The following is a 12,224-nucleotide window of genomic DNA, read 5'->3' on the forward strand; positions in this document are numbered from 1 at the left end:
TTATTTTACTCTTCGTAAAAATTAAAAGGGTGCTTTAGACACCCTTATTCGCAAAGGCTTACTCCCCCCTTTGTAACGCCAATAACGCGAAAATTAAGAACGCGAGAAACAGCTGAAAAGCACCATTACTCAGGAGCACACTCAACTATGTTTAAGAACGCATTTGCAAACCTGCAAAAGGTAGGTAAATCGCTAATGCTACCGGTATCCGTCTTACCCATCGCAGGTATTCTGCTGGGTGTCGGTTCCGCGAATTTTAGCTGGCTACCAACAGTAGTCTCTCACGTAATGGCAGAAGCGGGCGGTTCCGTCTTTGCCAACATGCCGTTGATCTTTGCTATTGGCGTCGCGCTCGGCTTTACCAATAACGACGGTGTATCCGCGTTGGCGGCAGTTGTGGCTTACGGCATCATGGTGAAAACCATGGCGGTAGTCGCACCACTGGTCTTGCATTTGCCAGCAGAAGAAATTGCTGCCAAGCATTTAGCCGATACCGGGGTGTTGGGCGGGATCATTGCAGGCGCAATAGCCGCCTACATGTTTAACCGCTTTTACCGTATTCAATTACCTGAATATCTGGGCTTCTTTGCGGGTAAACGCTTCGTTCCGATCATCTCTGGTTTCACTGCGATCTTCTTGGGCGTGCTGCTGTCCTTCGTGTGGCCACCCATCGGTACCGCAATCCAGACCTTCTCTCAGTGGGCTGCGTATCAGAACTCCGTCGTCGCCTTCGGTATCTACGGCGTAGTAGAGCGTGCGCTGGTTCCATTTGGTTTGCACCATATCTGGAATGTACCATTCCAAATGCAAATTGGTGAATACACCAACGCAGCGGGTCAGGTATTCCACGGTGACATTCCTCGTTACATGGCGGGTGACCCAACTGCGGGTAAACTGTCTGGTGGCTTCCTGTTTAAAATGTACGGTCTGCCAGCAGCAGCAATCGCTATTTGGCATTCTGCTAAGCCGGAAAACCGTGCCAAAGTGGGCGGGATCATGATCTCCGCAGCACTGACCTCATTCCTGACCGGCATCACCGAGCCAATCGAATTCTCCTTCATGTTCGTGGCACCCATTTTGTATGTTATCCATGCAATTCTGGCCGGTCTGGCGTTCCCAATCTGTATCTTGCTTGGGATGCGTGACGGTACCAGCTTCTCACACGGTTTGATTGACTTCATCGTACTGAGCGGCAACAGCAGCCGTATCTGGCTGTTCCCGCTGGTGGGTATCTGCTACGGTCTGGTGTACTACACCATCTTCCGTGTGCTGATTACTAAACTGGATCTGAAAACTCCGGGTCGTGAAGACTCTTCTACTGAACAAACTGCACAGAGCGGCACTGAAATGTCAGCAGCACTGGTCGCAGCCTTTGGCGGTAAAGAAAATATCACTAACCTGGACGCGTGTATCACTCGTCTGCGTGTCAGCGTGGCGGATATTGCCAAGGTTGACCAAGCGGGTCTGAAGAAACTGGGTGCTGCTGGCGTCGTGGTCGCAGGCTCAGGAGTTCAGGCTATCTTCGGAACGAAATCTGATAACCTGAAAACGGATATGGACGAGTATATCCGTAACCATTAATTCAGGCATGGGGAGTACCAAGGGGAGGCGAAAGCCTCCCTTTTTTTGGGTATTTTATGAGGTGTTCATACTATTTCCCGCAATCGCGCCCGAGCTGTTACGGATCTCTCTACCGTTGTGTTGGGTATTTCTACACCATTCACTGCGGAAAATGTTTAATCAGGTTGAAACGAATAGAAATTGTCGCTCATACTGCGTCTTCTCTATTTTACGATGACAAAGGAAATGCGTTATGGCCGAAGAAACGATTTTCAGCAAAATTATACGCCGTGAAATCCCTGCCGATGTGGTTTATCAGGATGAACGGGTGACCGCGTTTCGAGATATCGCCCCACAGGCACCGACCCATATCTTAATCATTCCCAATATTCTTATTCCAACCGTGAATGATGTCACGGCAGAACATGAAGCAACGCTTGGCCGTATGATAACTGTGGCGGCTAAACTTGCCGAGCAGGAAGGGATTGCCGAAGATGGCTACCGCCTGATAATTAACTGTAACAAGCACGCAGGGCAGGTGGTCTATCATATCCATATGCATTTGGTCGGTGGCCGCGACTTAGGTGCCTTGTTGTCACATAAATAATTGACTAATAACTGAGGTAAGCCTATGCGCCGTCTTAAGGTGTTTTTATTACCGCTGATGACGTTCGCTTGCATCGCGACGTTACTAGGGTGCGGCAGCCCGAAAGGGATTGCGGTCAATAAACGACAAACCGTGGTGATGGATTCATCGGTACTGACAGCGGGTATTTTGGCTTCCCAACCCGCCATATCAACATCTTCAGGTAATAACGTGGCACGTTCGGTTGTGAGTAACAGCCAGCATAAGTCGATAAAAATATACTATCGTTTTTACTGGTATGACGCGCAAGGACTGGATGTACCGCCACTGGAAGCACCGCGCTCGGTGATTATTGCACCGGGTGATGATGTGGATATTCAGTCAGTTAACAATAGTTTCAATGCGCGTAGTGCGCGTGTTCATCTATTCCTATAACCGCATATATTTTATACCCAAAGTCATTGGCGTTGCAGGTGGGCAGCAAGCAAACCCCGTGCGGCTGCAAGGATAAAGGGATATTGGAGTGGGACAATGAAAAGGTATTTATCTGTGGCGCTGGTTGCACTGATGCTAACCGGCTGTCTTTCGCGGCCACCGGTTGAGCCAACCGAGCCGCCAGCGACCATTGAACCGGTAACTCCACCGATCATTGAGACGCCACCGCCGGTCGATACAGTGCCGCAGCCGCCGAAAGTGCAATCAATCGACTGGGCCGCCAGCGTTGAGCCGTTAGTGGCTCAGATGGTGAACAGCAAGGATGTGGCGATGGGCAGCATCCTGCTGCTCGACAGTGTTAAAAATAACACCAATGGCGCGCTGCAAACGGCGAAAGCGACGGCTGCACTGCATCAGGTGCTGTCATCTAATAAAAAGTTTGTCTTAATTTCACCGCAGCAATTGGCGGTGGCTAAACAAACACTTGGCTTATCCGAAGAAGACAGCCTGGGCTCTCGCAGTAAAGCGATTGGGCTGGCACGTTATGTCAGCGCGCAATATGTGCTGTACAGCGATGTGAGCGGCGATGTGAAATCACCCACTATTGAGATGCAATTGATGCAGGCTCAAAGTGGTGAAATCATCTGGTCAGGCAATGGCCCTGTCCAGCGCTGATCTCTCGCTTCATGCGCTAATAGCGTGTATCAACCCGGCGGCGAAAACCGTGAGTTGTCACATTAGCCCAGTGTCAGGTCTGACGGGGGAAAGTTGGCGTATTACGGCGGCGAATATCGACTGGCTGGCCCGTGAGCAATCAGCGCAAAAAAGTCAGTTGGGTGTTAACCGCCGTCGTGAACGCAAACTGCTGCACCATGTGGCACCGTCTCATCTATCACCGGTTGTCATTGGTGCTAACCGGCAATGGTTGGTCGTCAATTGGCTCGAAGGTGACGTTGTCACTGGCGCGCAATTTATTGATTTATTAAATAATGGTGAGTTGGCACAACGGCTTTCTTGTTTGCACCGTCTGCCCGCCAGTGGTTATCGCCTCGATTTACATGCTCAGTTAATTCGTTATGCGCGGTTGATTGATCCCAAACGTCGTTCGCCAGATTGGTTGCGGTTACAGCGTGGTTTTATCCGCACAGCACAGCCGCAAGCATTGAAACTGGCGCCGTTACATATGGATATTCACCCCGGCAATCTATTAACGACGGCCGATGGACTGAAGCTTATCGACTGGGAGTATGCCGCTGACGGTGATATTGCACTGGATATTGCGGCGCTATTTTGCGGTAATAATTGGTCAGTGGCTCGGCAACAGGTGTTTTTACAGCACTATTGCCGCAGTGATCACGGTTATCATGACATTGAACGTTTATCCCGCCAGATACAACGCTGGCTGCCGTGGGTTAATTATCTGATGCTGATGTGGTTTGAAGTGCGCTGGCAGCAAACTAATGATGAGACATTCTTGCAATGGGCAGCGCCGCTGCGTCAGCGGTTTAATTTATCGTTTTAAAATGAGGTTGTCGTGGGTCCAGTAATGTTAGATGTTGCCAGCTATGAGCTGGATGCTGAAGAACGTGAGATTTTAAAACACCCGCTGGTGGGCGGCCTGATTTTATTTAGCCGAAACTTTCATGATGCAGACCAACTGCGCGAGTTAGTGCGCCAAATTCGTGCGGCATCCCATGCGCGTTTGGTGGTGGCGGTGGATCAAGAAGGGGGCCGGGTGCAGCGTTTTCGCGACGGGTTTACCCGCCTGCCTGCTGCGCAGTCTTTTGCTGCAATCAATGATACGGTCACGGCGGCAAAATTAGCCGAAGATGCTGGTTGGCTGATGGCGGCTGAAATGATGGCAATGGATATTGATATCAGCTTCGCACCGGTATTGGACATTGGCCACGTCAGCGCTGCCATCGGTGAGCGTTCATTCCACAGCGACCCACAGCAGGCACTGGTCATGGCTGAATGCTTTATCCGTGGGATGCACAGTGCGGGCATGAAAACCACCGGTAAGCACTTCCCCGGCCACGGCGCTGTGACGGCGGATTCACATAAAGAGACACCGCGTGACCATCGGCCACTGGCAGAAATCCGCGCTCATGATATGGTTATATTTCGTGAATTGATCCAGCGGCGGTTACTGGACGCCATTATGCCAGCCCATGTGATTTATACTGAAGCTGATGCGCGCCCGGCCAGTGGTTCGGCGTATTGGTTACAGAAAGTATTGCGTCAGGAGCTGGGCTTTGATGGCATTATTTTCTCAGATGACTTGTCGATGGAAGGTGCGGCGATTATGGGCAGTTATGCTGAACGCGGCCAGGCTTCTCTGGATGCGGGCTGCGATATGATTTTGGTGTGTAATAACCGTCAAGGCGCGGTTAGCGTGCTGGATAACCTGTCACCGGTCAAAGCAGACAAACTGACACGCTTGTATCATTGTGGGCAGTTCAATCGTCAGGAGCTGATGGCATCATCACGCTGGCAGCAGGCAAATACAGCATTATCTGCACTCAGCGAACGTTGGGATGTGCATAAGAGCTTATTGAGATAAGTTATATACTCTACCTAATTCGGGTTGCAGCGCTGGGCGGAGAATGAAGTGCAGCCAACGCCCATGCAGCTTGAAACATGACGAGTATCAGTCGCGAGGATAAATATGATCGTCTATCTACATGGTTTTGATTCTAATAGCCCTGGCAATCACGAGAAAGTCATGCAGTTGCAATTCATCGATCCGGATGTCCGTTTTATCAGCTACAGCACCTTACATCCGCGTCATGATATGCAGCATTTGCTGAAAGAGGTAGATAAAGCCATCCAGCAGGGAGGTGATGCCAACGCATTGATCTGCGGTGTTGGTTTGGGCGGTTTTTGGGCGGAACGTATCGGTTTTCTGTGCGGTATTCGTCAGGTTGCATTTAACCCCAACCTGTATCCGCAGAAAAATATGAGCGGCAAAATTGATCGCCCGGAAGAGTACAATGATATTGCCAGCAAGTGCATTGATGGCTTTCGTGAGAAGAATCGCGATCGCTGCCTGGTGGTGCTCTCCCGCAATGATGAGGTGCTCGATAGTCAACGCGCTGCCGATGATTTGCATCGCTACTATGAAATTGTTTGGGATGAGAACCAAGGTCATAAGTTTAAGGATCTTTCACCGCATCTACAGCGGATAAAAGCCTTTAAAACGCTGGATTAAATGCGTCTATTTGTTAATGAATTGTTGGTTTGCGCTTTTGATCTCGCATCATTTGCGGCCTGGGAAAAATACGTTTTGTGCTTTTTTTAGGCCGTTTTTATCGCTAAAAAAACCAAAATTCAAATTTACCTCCCCGCAGATAAAAAAAACCTAAACTGTGACTAAATGCTAACTATTTGAATCCTATTCCAGAAAAAATCCCTATGCTGGCTCTTTAATCAAAAAAAGTTGATATATATCAATTTTGGTATGACCAAATAACCCTGCGTGATATTCTGACAACAGATTATTGATTTAGCATCAGCGAACCCTATGTTATCTAAGGATATTATTCTTTTACCCTTAGCTAACAATTGGTTCACATTTAGGGGGTTGTTTTGACTACGCCGAAGAAAAAAATCGTTATTATTGGTGGGGGAGCCGGTGGTCTTGAACTGGCAACCAGTCTGGGTCACAAGTTGGGTCGCCACAAAAAAGCCGAGATAGTATTGGTTGATCGCAACCATAGTCATTTATGGAAGCCGCTGCTACATGAAGTTGCAACGGGTTCTCTGGATGATGGTGTGGATGCGCTGAGCTATCTGGCTCATGCCCGTAATCACTCTTTTAATTTCCAACTGGGTTCCTTAACTGACATCAATCGTGACACCAAAACCCTCAGTCTGGCTGAAATTTGCGACGAACACGGAGATGTGCTGCTTACTCAGCGTGAGTTGACCTATGACATTCTGGTCATGGCGCTGGGCAGCACCTCTAACGATTTCGGTACTCCGGGCGTAAAAGATCACTGTATCTTCCTGGATAACCCACACCAGGCACACCGTTTCCACAACGAAATGCTAAACCTGTTCCTGAAATATTCCGCACAGCCAGGCAAGAAGGGCAAGGTTAATATTGCTATCGTGGGCGGTGGGGCAACGGGTGTGGAGTTGTCAGCCGAGCTGCATAACGCGGTGAAGCAACTGCACAGCTACGGTTATGGTGGGTTAGATAATCAAGCGCTGAATGTCACGTTGGTCGAAGCGGGTGAACGTATTCTGCCTGCGTTGCCGCCACGTATTTCTGCCGCCGCCCATCAGGAACTGATTAAGCTGGGTGTGCGTGTATTGACCAAAACTATGGTTACCAGCGCTGATGAAAATGGCCTGAATACCAAAGACGGTGAATTCATTAATGCTGATTTGATGGTATGGGCGGCGGGTATCAAGGCTCCGGACTTTATGAAAGATATCGCTGGGCTGGAAACCAACCGTATCAATCAGTTAGTGGTGGAGCCAACGCTGCAAACCACCCGTGATCCCCACATCTTTGCTATCGGTGACTGTGCCTCTTGCCCGCAGCCGAATGGCGGCTTTGTGCCACCACGCGCGCAGTCCGCGCATCAAATGGCTAGCCGCTGTTACCGCAATATTTTGGCACTGCTCAATGAGCAGCCGCTAAAACCTTATGTGTATAAAGATCACGGCTCGCTGGTATCACTGTCTAAGTTCAGTACTGTCGGCAGCTTGATGGGCAATCTGATGCGCGGTTCAATGATGGTTGAAGGGCGTGTTGCCCGCATCGTCTATATCTCGTTGTATCGTATGCACCAGGTGGCACTGCATGGTTACACCAAGACCGGCCTGATGATGCTGGTGGGTGGGATTAACCGGGTTATTCGCCCGCGTCTTAAACTCCATTAATTATCCTTTATCCTTGGCGCTACAGCGGCGCTAGCTCACCCGAATCACTTACTTATGTAAGCTTCTCGGGAGTGACTCGCTTGCTGCTTTGCTGAAACGCAAATGACTGTGGAGAATGTTTAGAGCTTTAAATATACCGCTGCCAGTTAATTATGGCGGCGGTTTTAGGCTACTTATAAAGCCAAATGAAGGCGTTGCGGTCGTCATCCCCCTGGGTGCGGTGAGTGATAAGTCGCGTTGTCATCAATCTCAAATCTGCGCACGTTTTGCTAAAGCCATTCGCACGTAATGTAAAATTTCTAGCATAAAATTTTGTTGTTGCAAAATACCACGCTCGGATTCCTCCTAAACACACTCATTCACACCTATTATCTGGATGTTTAGTCCATTTGTCCTATTGTTAGGTTAGAGCACATTGTGCAGACTTCCTATCGCTACAAACGGCGAGTCACGCACGCCGTATTCGGTCATCCGGGGAACACTGAGACTGAGCGCTGTCAGATTTTATGGCTGGAACAAGATAAGTTTAGGCTGGCATCTGCCGCAGAAAATGCGTGGTAACACTTTAAGTTTGTCTTTGACATTCAGGAGGATTTCCTGTGAATAAATCAATGTTAGCAGGTGTGGGTATCGGCATTGCGGCAGCTCTGGGTATTGCTGCTGTTGCGAGTATGAATGTTTTCTCCAGCGGACCGCAATACGCACAAGTTCTTACTGCGACACCGATAAAAGAGACGATAAAAACGCCACGACAGGAATGCCGCAATGTTAGCGTCACTCACCGTAAACCGGTGCAAGACGAGCATCAGGTTGCCGGTTCAGTATTGGGCGCGGTAGCCGGTGGCGTGCTGGGGCATCAGGTCGGGGGCGGGCGTGGTAAGGATATCGCTACCGTAGCAGGCGCACTGGCGGGGGGCTATGCCGGTAACCGAGTGCAAAGTAATATGCAGGAAAGTGATACTTACACCACCACTCAACAGCGTTGCCAAACGGTTTACGACAAGTCGCAGAAGATGCTGGGATATGACGTCACCTACAAAATTGGCGATCAGCAGGGGAAAATTCGCATGGATCGTGATCCAGGTACGCAGATCCCGGTCGATAAAAATGGTCAACTGATACTGAACAACCGAGCATAATATAAACTCTGTTGTCGAAAACCTGGTACCAATAGCTCGCGACCTAGTGTTAATTCTGATCGTTTAACGTGATTTATAAGCGAGTGGCATTAACATTAGCGCGGGTTTTTCATTTCTGAACACCCGCGCTAACCATATGATTAAGTGACATGACTTGATTAAGCTACGCAGTGTTGGGCAAATGACGCCAACAGCTCACTGATAAACTTCAACCGTTGCGTCCTGTCACTCAAATCCTGCATAAACTTCAGTTTTGTCGGCCCCTCCAGGCGGAAAATCTGTGGTTGGCGCTGTAGTAGCCCGATGAGATAAACCGGGTCCACTCTGTTTTTATCACCAAACTCGATAAAACCACCGCGCTCATTACCTTCAATCCGCTTGATTCCGAGCTTCTGCGCGTGTTGGCGCAATTGTGCGGTATGTAACAGGTAGCGTGCCGCATCCGGCAGCTTGCCAAAGCGATCGATCAGCTCAACTTTGAGTTCATCCAGCTCCTTCTCATTACGTGCGCTGGCGATACGCTTATAGAACGAAAGCCTGATATTCACATCTGGAATGAATTCCTCTGGCAGCAACACCGGCATCCGCATTTCTATCTCGGTCTGGTTGCTGGTCAAATCTTCCAATGAAGGCTCTCGCCCCTCTTTTAGGGCATCCACCGCACTTTCCAGCAGCTCCATATACAGCGAGAAGCCGATGGTGGTCATCTGGCCGCTTTGGTCTTCACCTAATAGCTCACCGGCACCACGAATCTCCAGGTCATGGGTTGCCAGCGCAAAACCGGCCCCCAAATCTTCCAATGAGGCAATTGCTTCCAGCCGTTTTTTGGCATCAGTGGTCATGGCTTTCGGATTTGGCGTCAACAGATAAGCATAAGCCTGATGGTGGGAGCGCCCGACACGGCCACGTAATTGGTGTAACTGCGCCAGACCAAAGTGGTCAGCACGTTCGATAATAATGGTATTTGCACTGGGAATATCAATCCCTGTTTCGATAATGGTGGTACAGACCAAAACGTTAAAGCGCTGGTGATGGAAATCATTCATCACCCGTTCCAGATCCCGCTCACGCATCTGCCCATGACCAATGGCAATTCGTGCTTCTGGCACTAGCTCAGCCAGCCGTTGGGTGGCTTTTTCGATATTTTCCACATCGTTATAGAGATAATAAACCTGCCCACCACGCAGAATCTCACGCAGAATTGCTTCTCGCACCACCAAGCTATCGTATTCACGCACGAAGGTTTTCACTGCCAGTCGGCGTGCCGGTGGCGTGGCAATAATCGATAAGTCGCGCATACCGCTCATCGCCATATTTAATGTTCGCGGAATAGGTGTGGCGGTGAGGGTCAGAATATCGACATCGGCGCGCATCGCTTTGATGCGCTCTTTGTGGCGCACCCCGAAGCGGTGCTCTTCATCGACAATCAACAGACCAAGGTCGTGCCAGTGCAGGTCACTTTGCAGCAATTTATGCGTACCGATAATAATATCGACTTTGCCTTCGGCCGCTTGTCCCAAAATCACTTGTTGCTCTTTGGCACTGCGAAAGCGAGACATCATTTCAATGCGCACCGGCCAGGTGGCGAAACGATCGCGGAAGTTATCAAAGTGCTGTTGCGCCAGCAGGGTGGTCGGCACCAATACCGCCACTTGCTTGTTATTGGCCACCGCGAGGAACGCCGCCCGCATTGCCACTTCGGTTTTACCGAAACCAACATCCCCACACACTAAACGATCCATCGCCAATGGTTGGCACATATCGCTGAGTACGGCATTGATGGCCTGTTCTTGATCCGGCGTGGTTTCAAATGGAAAGCTTTGACAGAACAACTGGTATTGTTCGCGATCGTGCTTAAATTTAAAGCCCGCTTTAGCGGCGCGTTGAGCGTAGATATCCAGCAGTTCGGCGGCAACATCGCGCACTTTTTCTGCGGCTTTCTGCCGTGCGCGGCTCCAGACATCACCACCCAGTCTATGTAGCGGTGCGTTTTCATCGGCCCCACCGGAATAGCGGCTGATCAGATGGAGCGATGAAACGGGCACATACAGTTTATCTTCACCGGCGTAGGTCAGTATCAGGTATTCAGCTTTGATGCCACCGGTTTCCAGTGTGGTCAAACCCAGATAGCGGCCCACGCCGTGCTCCAGATGCACCACCGGTTGACCGGGGCGCAGTTCTGCCAGATTGCGGATCAGGGTATCGGTATTGATGGTACGGCGGTTATCCTGACGGCGGCGGCTGACGCGCTCACCCAGCAAATCGCTTTCACAAATTAGCGCTAACTGTTTGTCAGTATCAAGGAAGCCGCGCTCGGAGGCACCAATCATTAAATAATGACCGGGTTTTCCCGCCTGAGACAATTGCGTTATCACCGTTGGGCTGAGTTTTATCCGCGCCAGCAAATCCTGCAATGTTTCACGACGGCCCTCACTTTCCACCGAGAACACCACACTGCCGCTGAATGACTCAATAAAGCGGCGCAGGTTATCCAATGGCGCTTTTTGCTGCGCCTGAACCGCTAAATCGGGCAGTGGCTGATAATGTAAGTTGGTATTGGCGGTTTTATCCGCGAGTTCATCGGTCTTAAATTGGACGCGTGGCCATTGCTTTAACTCACTGAACAGCGAGTCAACTCGCAACCACAGGGTATCTGGAGTCAGCAGTGGGCGCATCGGGTCAACACGGCGGCTCTCGAAACGCTGGTTGACATCGAGCCAAAAACGCTCGGCTGAACCTTCCAGATCGCCGGTATTCACCAATAAGGTATTTTCAGGTAAATAACTGAACAGCGAGGGCAGTGGCTGGCTAAAGAACAGCGGTTGCCAGTATTCGATACCGGCAGGCCAAATACCTTTACTCACCTGCTGATAGATGTGTTCAGCATCACGGCGCACTTCAAACTGTTCGCGCCACTGGCTGCGGAACAGCTCAATCGCGGCTTTGTCTATCGGAAATTCATGAGCGGGCAGCAGGTTTATCTGTTCAACTTCAGACAACGTGCGCTGTGAGTCAACGTCAAACACCCGCAGACTGTCAATGTCATCATCAAAAAAATCAATGCGATAGGGTTCTTCGCTGCCCATCGGATACAGATCAAGCAATGCACCACGGGTAGCAAACTCACCATGTTCCATCACCTGATCGACGCTGCGGTATCCTGCTTGCTCAAGCTGAGCGCGCAACTTATCCCGTGACAGGTGCTGGCCTTTCTTCATCACCAGCGCATGACCATGCAGGAATTCGTGCGGGCATACCCGTTGCATCAGGGTATTAATCGGGAGAATAATAACACCGCGTTCCATTGCTGGGAGGTGATATAAGCAAGACAGGCGCGCTGAAATAATATCCTGATGCGGCGAGAAACTGTCGTAGGGCAGTGTTTCCCAGTCGGAGAGGGTGCTCACCGGTTGCGAAGAGAATTGCTGGATTTCATCGCGCAGGCGCAGTGTCGTTTGCATATCCGGAGTAATTAACATCACCGGGCCATCATGGCGTTCAATGATTTGCGCACATTCGACCGCACAAGCAGAGCCAGTCAACTGGCCTAACTGGCGGGTATCACCGCGTCGTGTCGGCAATGAATAACGATATTGTTGGGACATAAGTAG

General features: G+C 50.2%; 11 protein-coding genes. 10 read left to right on the forward strand and 1 reads right to left on the reverse strand.

The window, feature by feature from the left end; all coding sequences use genetic code 11:
- The first annotated feature begins 147 nt into the window (after positions 1-147).
- From ptsG to YALDO0001_RS07555, 10 genes are all read left to right on the forward strand, one after another.
- Positions 148-1,581: a PTS glucose transporter subunit IIBC gene (ptsG, locus tag YALDO0001_RS07515; protein ID WP_004701551.1), complete on the forward strand. Its 1,434-nt coding sequence runs from the start codon at positions 148-150 to the stop codon at positions 1,579-1,581.
- 232 nt (positions 1,582-1,813) lie between these two features.
- Positions 1,814-2,167 (forward strand): purine nucleoside phosphoramidase, encoded by a 354-nt coding sequence (gene hinT, locus YALDO0001_RS07520; protein ID WP_004701553.1) that lies wholly within the window; start codon positions 1,814-1,816, stop codon positions 2,165-2,167.
- 24 nt (positions 2,168-2,191) lie between these two features.
- Positions 2,192-2,581: a YcfL family putative periplasmic lipoprotein gene (locus YALDO0001_RS07525; protein WP_004701555.1), complete on the forward strand. Its 390-nt coding sequence runs from the start codon at positions 2,192-2,194 to the stop codon at positions 2,579-2,581.
- A 96-nt stretch (positions 2,582-2,677) separates the two neighbouring features.
- Positions 2,678-3,256 (forward strand): penicillin-binding protein activator LpoB, encoded by a 579-nt coding sequence (lpoB, locus tag YALDO0001_RS07530; protein ID WP_042839557.1) that lies wholly within the window; start codon positions 2,678-2,680, stop codon positions 3,254-3,256.
- Positions 3,237-4,103 carry a thiamine kinase gene (gene thiK / locus YALDO0001_RS07535; RefSeq protein ID WP_082167916.1) on the forward strand — a complete coding sequence of 289 codons (867 nt, stop codon included), beginning with the start codon at positions 3,237-3,239 and terminating at the stop codon, positions 4,101-4,103. Before lpoB ends, thiK begins: the two co-directional genes overlap by 20 nt.
- Before the next feature lie 24 nt (positions 4,104-4,127).
- On the forward strand, positions 4,128-5,144 hold the full coding sequence (gene nagZ / locus YALDO0001_RS07540; protein ID WP_004701560.1) for a beta-N-acetylhexosaminidase: 1,017 nt from the start codon (positions 4,128-4,130) through the stop codon (positions 5,142-5,144).
- Between the two features lie 105 nt (positions 5,145-5,249).
- A complete protein-coding gene (gene ycfP, locus YALDO0001_RS07545; RefSeq protein WP_004701562.1) occupies positions 5,250-5,792 on the forward strand; it encodes an alpha/beta hydrolase YcfP in 543 nt (180 codons plus the stop codon).
- Between the two features lie 377 nt (positions 5,793-6,169).
- The gene (locus tag YALDO0001_RS07550; protein WP_004701563.1) at positions 6,170-7,474 is read left to right on the forward strand and encodes an NAD(P)/FAD-dependent oxidoreductase; all 1,305 of its coding nucleotides are present in this window, start codon (positions 6,170-6,172) and stop codon (positions 7,472-7,474) included.
- A gap of 417 nt (positions 7,475-7,891) precedes the next feature.
- The gene (locus YALDO0001_RS21205) at positions 7,892-8,035 is read left to right on the forward strand and encodes a hypothetical protein (protein ID WP_004701569.1); all 144 of its coding nucleotides are present in this window, start codon (positions 7,892-7,894) and stop codon (positions 8,033-8,035) included.
- A gap of 38 nt (positions 8,036-8,073) precedes the next feature.
- Entirely contained in the window at positions 8,074-8,613 is a 540-nt protein-coding gene (locus YALDO0001_RS07555; RefSeq protein WP_042546217.1) for a glycine zipper 2TM domain-containing protein, read from the forward strand.
- A gap of 158 nt (positions 8,614-8,771) precedes the next feature.
- Here the strand turns inward: YALDO0001_RS07555 and mfd are convergent, their stop codons facing one another.
- The gene (gene mfd / locus YALDO0001_RS07560) at positions 8,772-12,218 is read right to left on the reverse strand and encodes a transcription-repair coupling factor (RefSeq protein WP_004701573.1); all 3,447 of its coding nucleotides are present in this window, start codon (positions 12,216-12,218) and stop codon (positions 8,772-8,774) included.
- Positions 12,219-12,224 lie beyond the last annotated feature (6 nt).

Origin of the sequence: Yersinia aldovae ATCC 35236 (genome assembly GCF_000173735.1) — a bacterium.
Taxonomy (GTDB): Bacteria; Pseudomonadota; Gammaproteobacteria; order Enterobacterales; family Enterobacteriaceae; genus Yersinia; species Yersinia aldovae.